This window comes from Pedobacter borealis DSM 19626 (genome assembly GCF_000708285.2).
GTDB lineage: Bacteria > Bacteroidota > Bacteroidia > Sphingobacteriales > Sphingobacteriaceae > Pedobacter > Pedobacter borealis.
In genome coordinates, this window is sequence record NZ_JAUG01000053.1 from 1 (window position 1) to 15,073 (window position 15,073).

15 protein-coding genes are annotated in these 15,073 nt (G+C 39.5%); 5 read left to right on the forward strand and 10 right to left on the reverse strand.

The features are described 5' to 3' along the window. The first annotated feature begins 381 nt into the window (after positions 1-381). Entirely contained in the window at positions 382-1,113 is a 732-nt protein-coding gene (locus AW17_RS14580) for a class I SAM-dependent methyltransferase (protein WP_029277632.1), read from the forward strand. Positions 1,114-1,476: 363 nt separating this feature from the next. Here AW17_RS14580 and hisS read toward each other — a convergent pair whose 3' ends face one another. From hisS to AW17_RS14605, 5 genes are all read right to left on the reverse strand, one after another. Then, on the reverse strand, positions 1,477-3,261 hold the full coding sequence (hisS, locus tag AW17_RS14585) for a histidine--tRNA ligase (protein WP_157280318.1): 1,785 nt from the start codon (positions 3,259-3,261) through the stop codon (positions 1,477-1,479). A 149-nt stretch (positions 3,262-3,410) separates the two neighbouring features. Next, the gene (locus AW17_RS14590; RefSeq protein ID WP_051691858.1) at positions 3,411-4,031 is read right to left on the reverse strand and encodes a LytR/AlgR family response regulator transcription factor; all 621 of its coding nucleotides are present in this window, start codon (positions 4,029-4,031) and stop codon (positions 3,411-3,413) included. Next, entirely contained in the window at positions 4,021-4,221 is a 201-nt protein-coding gene (locus AW17_RS14595; protein ID WP_029277635.1) for a hypothetical protein, read from the reverse strand. Before AW17_RS14595 ends, AW17_RS14590 begins: the two co-directional genes overlap by 11 nt. Positions 4,222-4,451: 230 nt before the next feature. Further along, positions 4,452-4,802 carry a translation initiation factor gene (locus AW17_RS14600; RefSeq protein WP_029277636.1) on the reverse strand — a complete coding sequence of 117 codons (351 nt, stop codon included), beginning with the start codon at positions 4,800-4,802 and terminating at the stop codon, positions 4,452-4,454. Between the two features lie 167 nt (positions 4,803-4,969). Continuing rightward, positions 4,970-5,851, reverse strand: a complete 882-nt coding sequence (locus AW17_RS14605; protein ID WP_036670014.1) for a diacylglycerol/lipid kinase family protein — start codon at positions 5,849-5,851, stop codon at positions 4,970-4,972. A gap of 225 nt (positions 5,852-6,076) precedes the next feature. Here AW17_RS14605 and metK point away from each other — a divergent pair, with 225 nt between their 5' ends. Continuing rightward, the gene (gene metK, locus AW17_RS14610) at positions 6,077-7,327 is read left to right on the forward strand and encodes a methionine adenosyltransferase (protein WP_029277640.1); all 1,251 of its coding nucleotides are present in this window, start codon (positions 6,077-6,079) and stop codon (positions 7,325-7,327) included. Between the two features lie 893 nt (positions 7,328-8,220). Here the strand turns inward: metK and AW17_RS24940 are convergent. Further along, positions 8,221-8,490: a 6TM ABC transporter family protein gene (locus tag AW17_RS24940; RefSeq protein ID WP_245235075.1), complete on the reverse strand. Its 270-nt coding sequence runs from the start codon at positions 8,488-8,490 to the stop codon at positions 8,221-8,223. Positions 8,491-8,738: 248 nt separating this feature from the next. Next, the gene (locus AW17_RS14620) at positions 8,739-9,269 is read right to left on the reverse strand and encodes a superoxide dismutase family protein (protein ID WP_029277644.1); all 531 of its coding nucleotides are present in this window, start codon (positions 9,267-9,269) and stop codon (positions 8,739-8,741) included. A gap of 119 nt (positions 9,270-9,388) precedes the next feature. Between AW17_RS14620 and AW17_RS14625 the strand changes: the two genes are divergently transcribed. Further along, positions 9,389-9,736, forward strand: coding sequence for a hypothetical protein (locus tag AW17_RS14625; RefSeq protein ID WP_029277646.1), 348 nt, complete (start codon positions 9,389-9,391; stop codon positions 9,734-9,736). Positions 9,737-9,852: 116 nt separating this feature from the next. Next, on the forward strand, positions 9,853-10,704 hold the full coding sequence (locus AW17_RS14630) for an EamA family transporter (RefSeq protein ID WP_029277648.1): 852 nt from the start codon (positions 9,853-9,855) through the stop codon (positions 10,702-10,704). Here AW17_RS14630 and AW17_RS14635 read toward each other — a convergent pair whose 3' ends face one another. Next, positions 10,705-10,989: a putative quinol monooxygenase gene (locus tag AW17_RS14635; RefSeq protein WP_029277650.1), complete on the reverse strand. Its 285-nt coding sequence runs from the start codon at positions 10,987-10,989 to the stop codon at positions 10,705-10,707. Positions 10,990-11,029: 40 nt separating this feature from the next. Between AW17_RS14635 and AW17_RS14640 the strand changes: the two genes are divergently transcribed. Further along, on the forward strand, positions 11,030-11,242 hold the full coding sequence (locus AW17_RS14640; RefSeq protein WP_029277651.1) for a sensor histidine kinase: 213 nt from the start codon (positions 11,030-11,032) through the stop codon (positions 11,240-11,242). A gap of 213 nt (positions 11,243-11,455) precedes the next feature. Here AW17_RS14640 and AW17_RS14645 read toward each other — a convergent pair whose 3' ends face one another. Then, on the reverse strand, positions 11,456-13,462 hold the full coding sequence (locus AW17_RS14645) for a urocanate hydratase (protein WP_029277653.1): 2,007 nt from the start codon (positions 13,460-13,462) through the stop codon (positions 11,456-11,458). A gap of 18 nt (positions 13,463-13,480) precedes the next feature. Next, complete coding sequence (gene hutH / locus AW17_RS14650; protein ID WP_051691859.1) at positions 13,481-15,016, reverse strand: histidine ammonia-lyase; 1,536 nt, start codon at positions 15,014-15,016, stop codon at positions 13,481-13,483. Positions 15,017-15,073 lie beyond the last annotated feature (57 nt).

Below are 15,073 nucleotides of genomic sequence, written 5' to 3' on the forward strand. Positions count from 1 at the left end.
CTGTTTGGTCTGCTGCTTTATCCAATATTGACCATCTCTAAAAAGTTGTTCCACCTCGGGTATATCTGCTGAGCTACCAATGGTTTTTAAAACTTTATATTTGCCAGAGCTCTTATCAATAACCTGAATACTGATTAAGCCGTTTTGATTCCGTTTCTTTCTGACAAACATTAAGATAAATATAAGTCAAAATCCTTCTGGGACACCCAAAAAACAAAAAATTAACACATAACTCCCTAAATATCAGCACCGTTTATTCAGGGTTTAAAAAACAGCGGAAGACAGGAAAAATATGATAATTTTATAAAGAAAGAGCGGAGTTGTTTTTCATCCCGACCTCACCCACTCCTTCCATCATTCAAAATTCAATTCATTACAGCAATGAAAGATAACTTTTCTACCCAATCTGCCGATTACGCTATTTATCGACCAACTTATCCGCAAGAATTATATAACTATCTGTTTTCGCTGGTAAAAAACAAAGAAACGGCGTGGGATTGCGCTACAGGAAATGGTCAGGTTGCGCGTGTATTGGCCCAACATTTCGATGCCGTTTATGCAACAGATATCAGCGAGAATCAATTAAAAAATGCTTTTCAATTGCCAAATATTACTTACAAAGTGGAACCAGCGGAGCAAACATCGGTGGGTAATGCCAGTTTCGATCTGATTACGGTGGCACAGGCCATTCATTGGTTTAATTTCGAGGCATTTTACGCTGAGGTAAAACGAACACTAAAACCAAATGGCCTTTTTGCAGTGATTGGTTATGGCCTAATGTTTATCGATAAAAAAGTAGATAAGGCTGTACATAAACTCTACGAGGATATTTTGGGTAAATATTGGGATAGCGAACGTCGTTATATTGAAGAAGGTTATAAAACCATCCCATTTCCCTTTGAAGAGATCATTGCTCCTCATTTTCAGATCAAAACTACCTGGAATTTTAACCAACTGATCGGCTATTTAAATACCTGGTCTTCTTTGCAGCATTATAAAAAGGCGAATGAACGTAACCCATTGGAGTATATGTTTACCGAATTAAAAGAAGCCTGGGGAAATGATGCAGAGAAGGATGTTCATTTCCCAGTTTTACTGCGGATTGGACGGTAGGTTTAACCACAGAGGGAATCGAATGCACAGAAAATTCGCCAAGTCCGTCATCCTAAACTTGTTTCAGGATCTTTAATGAGGGGAAAACCAGAAAAGTATTCAAGCGAGAATAGTACTTGCCAAATAGATCCTGAAACAAGTTCAGGATGACGACCGCATCTCCCGCCTCTGTGAAAACTCAGCGATCTCTGTGGTTAATTAAACTTTAGTAATTCCAGAATAAAACGGATAGGTAGGCTGGTTTAACCACAGAGGCAACAGAGATAAGGCACAGAGGGCATTGAGTTAATTTCCAGGTGGGATAGCCAATAGCCTCTATGTTCTCTGTGAAAACTCAGCGATCTCTGTGGTTAATTTAAATTATTATTTCAACAACTCCAGAATACCCAAAACAGTAAGTTTCTTCTGCTCACCGCTTTGCATATCTTTCAATGTAAGTTCGCCGCTCGCAATTTCATCACCACCGATTAAAATTACGTAAGGGATGTTCTTGGCATCAGCATAGGCCATTTGTTTTTTTAGTTTTGCCGAACTTGGGTACAACTCTGCTGAGATCCCCGCATTTCTGAATTGCTGAACAATTGGCAAAGCATATTTTTCAGCTTCTGCATCAAAATTACTGATCAACACTTTTGTTCCAACTTCTGCTGAGGCAGGAAAAAGGTTAAGTTCTTCCAATACATCATAAATGCGGTCGGCACCGAAAGAAACACCAACTCCGGTTAAATCTTTTAAACCGAACATACCCGTTAAGTCATCGTAACGGCCACCGCCACCAATGCTGCCCATGGCTACCTCGTTGGTTTTAACTTCGAAAATGCAGCCAGTGTAGTAGTTTAAACCTCGCGCTAAAGTAATATCTAACTCTAATTTAGCCGTTAATGGCAAACCATAAGAATTTAAACTTTCTACATATTCGAAAACCTGTTCAATTTCTGCAACACCTTTTAAACCTGTTTCCGATTGTGCTAAAACTGTTTTCAAGCTGGCCAGTTTTTCCTCGTTGGTGCCTTCCAACAAAATTACCGGACGAAGTTTTTCTAAATCGGCTTCTGTAAAACCACGTTCCAACAATTCTTTACTTACGCCATCTAAACCGATTTTATCCAGTTTATCGATGGCTACGGTCATATCTATAATTAAATCTGGTTTACCGATAATCTCAGCAATACCTGATAAAATTTTTCTGTTGTTAATTTTTACGCTGAAATCTTTCAAACCCAATTTGCTCAACGCTTCATTATAGATTAAAATAAATTCAGCTTCGTTTAATAAACTCTTCGAGCCTACCACATCCACATCACATTGATAAAACTCACGATATCTGCCACGCTGAGGTTTATCCGCTCTCCAAACAGGTTGAATTTGAAATCTTTTGAATGGTAAAGTAATGTCGTTCTGATGCATTACTACATAACGTGCGAATGGTACCGTTAAATCGTAGCGTAAAGCTTTTTTTGACAAGCTAGGATTTAGATCTTTTACACTTACAGATTTTCTTGCCTTTACTTCTTCATTAAAGAGGGCCCTGAAAGAAGAGCTCCTATTAACTATATAGTAGAAACCTAAATATATTTCTTCAAAACGGATATTACTATCAGAAATTTCACTATAATATTCTAACCTATTCTTAAAAGGTCTAAATTTAGGGTCTCTAGTTCTTTTCCCTATTAGATATTTGACAAAGACATTTTTAATTTGAAAAAAATAATCAGTTCTTTTAATTTTTGTTTGAAATAATCCAGAATATAGTTTTGATAGCAAAAAATCCTCTTGGAACAATTTATTTTCATTTCTTAAAATAGGAATGAAATCAATAATTTGCTTTGCAAAATCATCTGCAATTATTAAGAAATCACTGCGAGTATCCTCTTTAACCAGAATTGAATCTAATTTGGGTAAGATCTTATTGTTTAAATCATTTGTATATTCCCCCGATTCTAATATTTTAAAAATCAGTTTATCGCCTTCATCACCATATTTCCCTGTCAAAGTAGAAAGATTTTCGAAACTTGGGGTCTGGATTTCGGCGTAACCATATTTTCTGAAAACCGTTTTAATGGTATCGTAAATAAAGTTGCGTTTTACCATTTCAACCGGAGAAAAATCGCGGGTACCTTTTGCTAATGAGGGTTTAATAACTGACATAGCCGCAAAAGTACAAAAATGTAAGGTTTAAAAATAAAATTTCGTCATTGCGAGAAGGAACGACGAAGCAATCTTAAGCACTGATCAGTTGTTGTAAGATTGCTTCATCGGCTGAAAAAGCCTCTTCGCAATGACGATCAAAGAAAAAATTACTTTCCCAAAATTTCTTTCACCAATTCTCTATTTGGTTTACTCACCGGAATTTTATCGCCACTATCCATTAAAAGTGTTCCACCATCCTCCTTAAGCCAGCTTTTTACAAATTTCGGGTTAACCAAGTGACTTTGATGTGCCCGCACAAAACCGTGTGGTTTGAGCAGATCGGAATATTCCTTTAATGATTTCGAAATCAACAACTGATCGCCGTCGCTAAAAAAGAAGTTGGTGTAATTGTTATCCGCTTCGCACCTGATGATTTCTTCGATACCAACATATCTAATTTCATTCTGTTGAGGTAACGCTATCCTGGTAACCCCTTTAACCGTATCCTTTTTGTCGATTCTTTCTTCAACAGTAGGGTTTTGATAAGCAAGCGGAGGTGCAAAGTTTATGGCTACGGTATTCGGGGCAACGTTTGATGACGTATTACGGTTTTTTTTAATCAAAAAGTAGATCAGCATAAAAATACCACCAAAAAACCCAAAAAAGACAAGGCCCGCTACCAAGAGCATTATTATTTCCGCACTCCTCATATTTAGAAAATCGGCATAGGCAATCTGAATACCGTAAGTGAGGATAAAAACCAACCCGAAGATTATTTTATTTTTCATTTTTAGCGGACTTAACACGTCTAATTAGGTATAAACATAAGAAAACAAAACCTATAACAAAGGTCAAAGCAAAAAAGCCCACCACCAAAAGCATGATGATTTCTGCAGCACCAAGATTCAAAAATTCTGCATGCGCCACCTGTAAGCCAAAAGAAATGATAAAGAAGAATAAAAATAATAACTGTTTCATGTTGATTGATTTAAATGTTCAACGAAAGTAACGTTGTGCTATTCATTTAAAAATCAACATTGAGCATTGGCTGGCTTATGGTGAGGATTGATGGGTAGACTTTTAGTATTTTACGAGGGTTGTCATAGTCGAAGACCATTACACCGGGAGAATCAAAAAAAGATCCTTCGACTACGCTCAGGATGACACCTCTATTTTTGACTTATCCTTGAACCTAATAGTGTTGAATACTAGCCCCCGGCTTTTTTTACTTTATAGCCATCTTTTTGCAGGATGCTCATTACTTTATCGCGCACATCGCCCTGGATCATGATTTCCCCATCTTTAACAGAGCCGCCTACACCACATTTGGTTTTAAGCATTTTGCCCAATACATCTAAATCTTCAGAGCGGCCTTTAAAGCCTGTAATTAACGTTACCGCCTTGCCACCACGGTTCTTTTTATCGAGCATTACTCTTAAATCCTGTTGATTGTTTGGCGAAGTAACGGTATCATCAACTTCTTCTTCGTATTCGAATTCTGGATTGGTAGAATACATAATTCCGCCAAGATCACTTAAACTATTTTTCTTTGGTTTCATGTTTTATAAAAGGTTCATTGGCCATTGGTTTATTAGTCAATGGTTGATGGTAAATCTTCCACCATAAATCATCATTGCGAGGCATTAGTTAATGGTGGATAGTTTGATGGTTCATGGTCTAATCACCTTCAACCGCTACGCCAAACACTCAACGCTTAGCGCCACACTCAAGGAACAATTACTTTGAGCGAGAGCGGATTTACTACCGCGCGTATCGCTGTCCCCATTTGTAAAGGCTCGCCATCTACATGCACTGCGCCAGCTTTTTCTCTGGTAATTTTAATGTTTTTGCCTTTAATAATTTCAATCATATCTGATGTTTCGGCCTTTCCTCTTAACATTACATAACCCAATAATGGCAATTTTATTATCGGGAAAGGTTTAATAATGCAAACATCAAGCAAGCCATCTTTTACCGAAGCATTAGGTGCAATATAAACATCGTTGCCATACTGCGATGAATTGGCTATGCTAATGGCAAAAGCTTTTCTAGTATATTCGGTGCCATCAATGTTTAGCAAATAAGTTTGTGCTTTATAGTTAAAAACTTCTCTAAAGCCCAGCTTTACATAGCCTGATAGGCCGCGTTTTTTATCTTTCGAAAAAACAGCGCTCAAATGGGCATCGAACCCCATACCGGCCAGATTAAAAAAACATTTGTTATTAAACTCGGCAGTATCAATCTCATCAACATTAAAGTTATTGATCAGCGAAAGTGCATACCTTAGATTTTTCGATATTCTTAAAAACCTGGCAAGGCCATTCCCCGATCCAAGCGGTAAAATGCCTAAAATCTTTTTGTGTTTTAACACTTTACTGGCCACCTCATTAATGGTGCCATCGCCCCCTGCAGCAACAATTACATCGAAATTTTTAGTCGCGGCTTCGTCTGCCAATTCGCCGGCATGACCAACATATTCGCTAAAAACAAAGTTCGGGCTAAACTTTTCCTTATCCAGATATTGATCAATAAAATCAGGGATGCGTAATTTCCCTCGCCCACCAGCGATAGGGTTTATAATAAAGAGGATATTGATCTTTGTGTGCAAAGTGTAAGAATGAATGCACAAAATAATCTATAATTTTTGAAATAAAGAAAATATGCTAATTTTGCAGCAGTAAAAAAGTGGATTGATTTGCTATCCCGATACCTCGGGACCGGATTGCAACCACTTAAAAAAATTGCTAATGCCTCCTTTCAATCACTTAAACACCTGTTTCCAAGGGGTTTGGCAAGTATTAATTTGTTTATTTACCATTAATTTATTTAATAAATGTCATATTTATTTACATCAGAATCTGTTTCTGAAGGCCACCCAGATAAAATCGCCGATCAAATTTCGGATGCATTAATTGATAACTTCTTAGCTTTCGATCCAGAATCAAAGGTTGCTTGCGAAACTTTGGTAACTACTGGTCAGGTTATTTTGGCTGGTGAGGTAAAATCTAAAACATATTTAGATGTACAACAGATTGCCCGCGATGTAATCAAGAAAATTGGTTACACTAAAAGCGAATATATGTTTGAGGCCAACTCTTGCGGAATTTTATCGGCAATACACGAGCAATCTCAAGACATTAACCAAGGTGTAGATAGAAGCAACAAAGAAGAACAAGGTGCGGGCGATCAGGGTATGATGTTCGGTTACGCCACCAACGAAACGGAAGATTATATGCCTTTGGCATTAAACCTTTCTCATAAATTATTACAGGAACTTGCTGTTCTGCGCCGCGAAAATAACGAAATCACTTATTTACGCCCTGATGCAAAAAGCCAGGTTACTTTAGAGTACGACGATAACAATAAACCAGTACGTATCGACGCGATTGTAATTTCTACACAGCATGATGATTTTGATGAAGAGGCAACAATGCTGGCTAAAATCAAAACTGATTTAGTGAATATCCTGATCCCAAGAATTATCAAAAGTAATCCTGCTTACGCACATTTATTTAATGATAAAATTGAATACCACATTAACCCGACCGGTAAATTTGTAATTGGTGGCCCACATGGCGATACTGGTTTAACCGGAAGAAAAATCATTGTTGATACTTACGGCGGTAAAGGTGCACATGGTGGTGGTGCTTTCTCTGGTAAAGACCCAAGTAAAGTAGATAGAAGTGCGGCTTATGCTACACGCCATATCGCTAAAAACTTAGTAGCGGCTGGTGTAGCTGACGAAATTTTAGTTCAGGTATCATATGCTATCGGTGTTGCAAAACCAATGGGCATTTACATCAATACTTACGGTACTGGTAAGGTGGGTAAAACGGATGGCGAAATTGCTAAAATTGTAGAATCGATTTTTGATATGCGTCCTTACTTTATTGAGCAACGTTTGAAATTAAGAAACCCAATTTATAGCGAAACGGCTGCTTATGGACACATGGGACGTACGCCAGAAACGGTTACCAAAACTTTCAGAACACCGAATGGTGAAGAAAAAACAGTTACAGTTGATCTGTTTACCTGGGAGAAATTAGATTACGTAGATCAGGTTAAAGCTGCTTTCGGCATTTAATTCTAATAAATTTATAGAAAAAGGCGTTTTGCAGCTCTGCAGAACGCCTTTTTTGTTGTGGCCAGCGCAAAACTTACGAAGTTTGACCGTGCGGTCAGATGTTTCCATCTGACTGAATAGATTTGTGTCAGGTGGTAACACCTGACACCACCCGAAAAAGCCAGACTATTGCAATTCCAAAGCAGTACTTTTTTTGAAAAGCAGGTTTCTGGGTACATCGGTTCCGATAATCCCGCTATGCGCTATACTTCGTACCGCTGCTATCGGGTTTAATTAACTTGGGCTGGTGGTTCTTGGGGGGATAATCCTGGTAAGAAATAAATACACTGAAACTGTGCAGACTTCCGGTAATAGTAGCAAAGGCCTACCTACCCAAACCTGATTGACGCGGGTAGCTCCCGATTTTTTTCTAATCGGGACTACAAGCAAAAAGCAGGACGAACATTAAAAAGAGCTGCTGCAATTGCTTTCCAAAAAAACGAATATTTACTCCACTATTTTTCCTAGTTAGGCTAACAGCAAAAACCTTTTTTGTGAAAGGAGGCTGTATCATAAAGGCGATTTCACCTCAAATGCTGTCATGTTGTCCAAAGGACTCCTAAGGAGAGCTTGTCGAAACACCTCAAAGCGTATTTAACAGGCCCTTCGACAGGCTCAGGATGACAAATCTATATTTATGATACAACCTCGACGCAAAGAGAGTAGTAGGTAAACATCATGATAAATGAGAAGAAAACAATAAAAATGTTGACTACAAATTTACGCATACATCATTTAAAAATGTTCTGATTTTTACCGCATCATTAATCCTCGAAATAATTTCGCCCACCCGCATGGTATCAAAAAACTGCTGGTGGCAAACGGAGCAGATGTTTGTAGTAGCCTAAAATAAGCTACGAATCGATTAACTGGCCGGTTTTTAAGGTAAAAATTGTTTTTGCCGAGCCAATAAACAGCTTTACCAGCAGAATAACCATCATGGCTATGCTCATGAGGTTTAACAGATTATGGTTACCATCTACCAGTACAAAATCCACTAGTTTCTGAACAAAAATAAAGGTGGATAAACCCAGTACAGTATAAACAATAGCACCAAATAAAACTTGCGTCAGAATGCCTTTATGCGGTTTAATCACTACCAAAAATAGGCTATTAGTTTCCATATTCAATTTATTCATTAGCCTGAAACCGCCTTGCATTCTTTTTATTCGCTGATTTTTATTAGTCTGCTTTAAAAAAATAGCTTGATCAGATACCGTTCATTTTCATAAATGTTATCTCTTTAAGAAAAGTCGTCATTGCGAGGAGGAACGACGAAGCAATCTTACAACTATGGCTTATAGCGACCGCATTAAGATTGCTTCGTCGGCTGAAAAAGCCTTCTCGCAATGACGATCATATTAATATAATATTACTTCGCCGCTTCAATTACACCGCAACCTACACGTGGACCTGAGTTACCAGTTGGTTGTGTAGTATAATCGTCGGTACCACCATGCACAATAATTCCGCGACCGATAATATTTTTAATATCGCCATCCTTAATGCTCCATCTATCGGTAGTAACCGAAAGCGTGGCATGACCTTTATTATCTAACATGATGTTGCCAATGTCACCGCTGTGATAATTGGCAGATCCCCATTTGCCGTGAACTTCTTTAGTTGGGTTCCAGTGGCCATGAGTGTTTTCGCCCATATTACCGCAATCGCCATGTTCGTGAAAGTGAATTGCAACATTACTGTCTGCACGGGCTGCAAAATTCATCTCGATATCCATCTTAATTTTTCCATCGCTTAATTCGTAAAACTTTGCCGTTCCAATGGTTTTTGTATTATCAGCGGTTTCGGTCAAAGTGGCCTGGGCAATTTCTTTGTCGGTTTTAGCACAAGCACTGATTAGTGCTGCGCCTGCAATAGCTAAGCTTAAAAGATATTTTTTCATTTTATAAAAATTTAGTTTACATAAGAAACAGATTGACAATCATTTAGTTTGCTTTAAAAAGAAGGATGCTAAAACCATTTCGAATGCCACTTGTTTAAACAGTATAAAATCGTATAACTATGGAACAGCCAACAGCAATGAACACTTTGAGTCAGATTTTAGAGAAATTGAGGCTGAAAGGAAAAGATAACGAATTAAAAATTTCTGATCATGGTAAGATGCAAAGTAAATCGCTCGGAAAAATTTATAGCCCGGAAGATTTAACCATCGTTAAAACTTATCGCTTTGAAGGAGACTCAGACCCTGCAGACAATTCAGTATTGTATCTGGTAGAAGATCAGGAGAAAAACATTGGGTATATATTAGATGCTTACGGCATCTACTCTGATAATGAGGGGTCGGCATTTGATGATTTCTTAAAGAAAATTCCGACCGAAAATAGAGACGAACAGGAACTTTTTTGTTAATAACCTAAAAATTTTATGGAGAGGGAGAATTAGCGTAATCTGATTCTCCCTTTTTTAATTTTAAAATATTAGCAGGTTACAATTCCGTAATTTTGCGCCTCATTTACGAGGGCCAAATGAAAAGCAAAATTAATATCCCACCCATACCAGCCGTTTTACTGTCTATTATCAGTGTACAGTGTGGGGCAGCAATTGCAAAAGGGCTTTTCCCACAAATTGGCGCCGCTGCTACCGCATCGTTACGGATCGGTTTATCAGCAGTCATCTTATTAATTGCTTTTAGGCCAAACCTATTTAAACTAAATGCCAAACAATGGAAATATGTTACCCTTTATGGTGTTTGCTTAGGGGTAATGAATATGGTATTTTATATGGCTATAGCAAGAATTCCGATCGGTTTAGGCGTAACTTTAGAATTTGTTGGCCCATTGGGCCTGGCTATTTTTGGATCTAAAAAACCTGTGGATTTCCTTTGGGTAATACTGGCCGCAGCCGGCATCGCACTAATTGCCCCCTGGACCAGTACAGGGCTAAATGTTGTGGGTGTATTGCTGGCACTTTTAGCTGGTATTTTTTGGGCAGCCTATATTATACTGGGTGGTAGGATCTCAAAAATAATGAAGGGTGGTGATGCTGTTGCCATTGGAATGTTGTTCGCTACTCTGGTCATCTTGCCATTTGGTATTTTTAGCGACGGTTTAAGTGGCCTGAATCCGAAATTACTGGGTTTAGGAGCGGCGCTTGCGCTACTATCAAGCGCCATCCCATTTACCCTCGAAATGAGAGCCCTTAAGCAGCTCCCTGCCCGGACTTTCAGTATTTTAATGAGCCTCGAACCCGCCATGGCTTCATTAGCTGCACTCGTTTTTTTACAAGAATACCTCACTTTAAAAGAGTGTTTTGCCGTGGCTTTCGTTGTTATTGCTTCTGCGGGTTCTTCGTTAACAGCCAGGCGTGCAAAACTGTAATTAGGCAAGTTTTTCTGTTTTATAAATTACAATACCATCCGTCAACATATCTGCTTGCGCTACAAAGGCTAAAACATAAGGCTGCTGATCGTGGAGATCCAAACCTGCCTGATCTTTCCACTCCTCCTGAAAAATAAAAGTATTATCAACTGCAGATTCATGTAGATCGTACTGAATGCAGGCTTCCTCTTTACAGGAATTTACCACCATATCCAGCAGCATAGTTCTTAATGCTGCTGTGGTTTCTTTCTTACTTTTAACAATTGCTGTTAGATAAATGCTCATATACTGCTGTATTTAAAAAATTTTGGGTTAAATGTTCCTCATGCAATTTAAGTGCATTCGTTATATAAAGCCGGAAGATATTGATAAACTTTTCGAATGTTATTACCGCGTGCAGGGTAACCACACCATTTCGGGCTTTGGAGTCGGGCTTTACTTAAGCGCCGAAATTATTGAAAGACATGGCGGCCGGATATGGGCAGAAAGCGAAGAAGGCAAAGGTTCTGTTTTTCTTTTTACTTTGCCATTGAGTTAATTAGCACAGCTTTTTACCGCAAAGATCACTAAGGTTTTCGCAAAGTGAGCTAAGTTTTTTCTGAAAAAATGGTCGTTACGGAATTTGCACGATCTATATTTTTTTGTCATTCTGAGTGAAACGAAGAATCTTTCTCTTCTGTATGTGCTGTTACATGAAAAGATTCTTCCCTGCGTTCAGAATGACAAAAAGGCATTTTTCTTTTGTAAAACCTTAATCTATCTCTAATCCCTCCAAAACCTCATCATCAACCAAATTAGGCAGCGTAATTTTTAAAGTACCAGTCCGTTCCATTTCGCGTTCGATGGCAAAGCGGGCTTCTTTATTTCGTGCCCAGCTTCTTCTGGCAATGCCGTTGTTTACATCATAAAAAAGCATGTTTTGTAGTTTTTCAGCAGCTTGTTCGCTTCCATCCAATACCATCCCGAAACCACCATTTATTACTTTCCCCCAGCCAACGCCACCACCATTGTGGATCGAAACCCATGTAGCGCCCCTAAAACTATCGCCAATTACATTATGAATAGCCATATCTGCGGTAAACCTGCTTCCATCGTAAATATTGCTCGTTTCTCTAAATGGAGAATCTGTTCCGCTTACATCATGATGATCTCTCCCGAGAATAACCGGCGCCGATAATTGGCCGGTATTAATCGCTTCGTTAAACCTCAGCGCAATCTTTGCTCTTCCTTCAGCATCTGCATATAAAATCCGGGCTTTTGAGCCTACCACCAATTTATTTTCCTTTGCCGCGCTGATCCAATTGATATTATCCTGCAGTTGTTGCTGTATTTCTGCCGGGGCACTAAGCTTAATCTCTTCCATCACTTCTTTAGCCATTTGATCGGTTAAATCGAGATCCTTTTCGTTACCTGAAGCACAAACCCACCTAAATGGGCCAAAACCATAATCGAAACACAATGGGCCTAAAATGTCTTCTACATAAGATGGATATTTAAAATCTATCCCATTTGGAGACATTACATCAGCGCCTGCTCTACTACACTCCAACAAAAAGGCATTCCCATAATCGAAAAAATAAGTTCCTTTGGCAGTATGTTTGTTAATACTGGCGGCATGCCTTTTTAACGAATCCTGAACATAAACTTTAAACCGATCAGCTGCATGGGCCATCATTTCATTTGCCTCAATAAAACTTAAACCTACCGGATAATAGCCTCCAGAATACGGATTATGTAACGAAGTTTGATCAGAGCCAATAGCCACATCAATATTTTCCTGATCAAACCGCTCCCATACATCAACGATGTTGCCAATGTATGCCAGAGATACCGTTTCTTTTCCTTTTTGGGCAAGTATTACACGGGTAACCAGTTCATCTAAATTATCGATCAGTTCATCTACCCAGCCCTGTTGATGCCTTTTGCTTGCAGCCTTTGGATTTACCTCTGCACACACCGTAATACACCCCACAATATTGCCCGCCTTGGTTTGTGCGCCACTCATACCGCCTAATCCTGCAGTAAGAAAAACTTTACCCGCAGTATCCTTTCCATAAAAGCCCTTTTTGCGGAAAGCATTCATTAAGGTAATCGCCGTGCCGTGAACAATGCCCTGAGGCCCGATATACATATACGAACCTGCTGTCATCTGGCCGTATTGGGTCACCCCTAAAGCGTTAAACTTTTCAAGGTCATCAGGAGAAGAATAGTTGGGTATCATCATACCATTGGTAACTACAACGCGTGGTGCGGCGGTACTTGACGGGAATAGGCCCTGCGGATGCCCGCTGTAAATATTCAGCGTTTGCTCATCGGTCATCGTGGCCAGGTATTGCATGGTTAAAAGGTACTGTGCCCAATTTTGAAATACACTTCCGTTTCCGCCATAGGTAATCAGCTCTTCAGGATGCTGTGCAATTGCCGGATCTAAATTGTTCTGGATCATGAGCATAATTGCCGCAGCATGAACAGCACGATAGGGATATGCCGTTATGTCTCTTGCATAAATGGCATAATCGGGCATAAAACGGTACATATAAATGTGTCCGTAGTTTTCCAGCTCAGCTAAAAATTCTTGTGCAAGTGTTTGGTGCCATTCTTTTGGGAAATAACGCAAAGCATTTTTAATGCTCAGTTTTTTTTCATCTGCACTTAAAACATCCTTCCTTACAGGCGCATGGCTTAGTGCTATATTTCTGTTTTTGTGTGCAGGCAATGCTGAAGGAATACCTGCCAGTATCTGTGCTTTAAAATCCATGTTTCACAATTTAAACGCTTAATCTAATGTTGATGCTGCCTCGCTTGCAACGGCAACGATTTTACCTTGTTGTACCATTTGAATGGCATGCTCCATCCTATCGTACATAATCTGATCTTCTTCAAAATGATCAATTTCGGTACGCACAAAATCGTGTACCGCAGCCAGTATTTTGCCTGGTTTTAATGGATAATGGTAATCAATGGCCTGTGCGGCACAGAACAGTTCAATACCCAAGATTTTTTCTACGTTTTCGATTACCTGCAGGGCTTTACGTCCGCTGATCGAACCCATGCTCACATGATCTTCCTGACCTAAAGAAGTTGGAATACTATCGGCACTGGCCGGGAAACAAAGTCCTTTATTTTCGCTGGCCAAAGCCGCCGAAGTATATTGAACAATCATAAAACCCGAATTTAATCCAGTTTCTTTCATCAGGAGTTTAGGTACGCCAGGCGTATTTCCTTCCAGGGAAAGGTAAATCCTACGATCGCTGATGTTTCCGATTTCTGAAGCAGCTAAACAGGCATAATCGAGCGGTAAGGCCAATGGCTGACCATGAAAATTACCGCCGCTGATCGTTAAATCGTCATTAAATATTACAGGGTTATCGGTTACCGAATTCAGCTCGATTTCTAAAGCTTCTTTTAAATGCATCCATGCCGTTCTGGAAGCGCCATGTACCTGTGGAATACACCTTAACGAATAGGGATCCTGTACTTTGGCACAATCGGCATGCGATTTCATAATTTCAGAACCCTGCAACAGTTTACGTATTTGCCCGGCCACCGCAATATTTGCGGGATAAGGCCTAAGCTGATGAAGCTGCGCGTGAAAAGGTTTTTCAGAGCCTTGTAGTCCTTCGATCATCATCGCCGAAATGATATCGGCCGAAGCCAGCACATTTTCTAATCGCTGTACCACTTTAACGGCATGTGCAGCGATAAATTGGGTGCCATTAATGAGGGCCAGGCCTTCTTTTGGCCCCAATTGCAGCGCACTCATCTGGTATTCTTGTAAAAGCTGAGCTGTTGCAATAATTTCGCCTTTGTAATGAACCTTTCCCAAGCCAATTAAAGGCAAAAAGAGGTGAGATAAAGGAGCAAGATCGCCGGAGGCGCCAACAGAACCTTGTTTGGGCACCACGGGTATAGCGCCGATCTCTAAAAACCAGATCATTCGATCGAGTGTTTCGATTTTAATACCCGAATATCCCTGCGCTAAAGCCTGTAGTTTTAAAACCAGCATCAGCTTGGCTATTTCACTATCTATCGGTTCGCCAACACCAACAGCGTGGCTTTTCAAAATATTCTCTTGTAATTTACGGGTATCAACCGCCGAAATCATGGAGGTACACAGTGGTCCGAAACCGGTGTTGATGCCGTAAACGGCTTTACCCGAAACCGCTATCCGTTCAACTACCATACTACTTTCCAGTACTTTATTGCGTGTATTCTGGCTCAATATTCCTTTTATCTCGCCATTGCTGATGGCCAAAGCCAATTTAGCGGTTAAATGATCCGTTCCGTAATTAAAAATCTGTTGCTCGCTCATGTTAAAAAGGTTTTAAACAAAAATAAGCCCTATATTTGATACCTATAAATACCAATT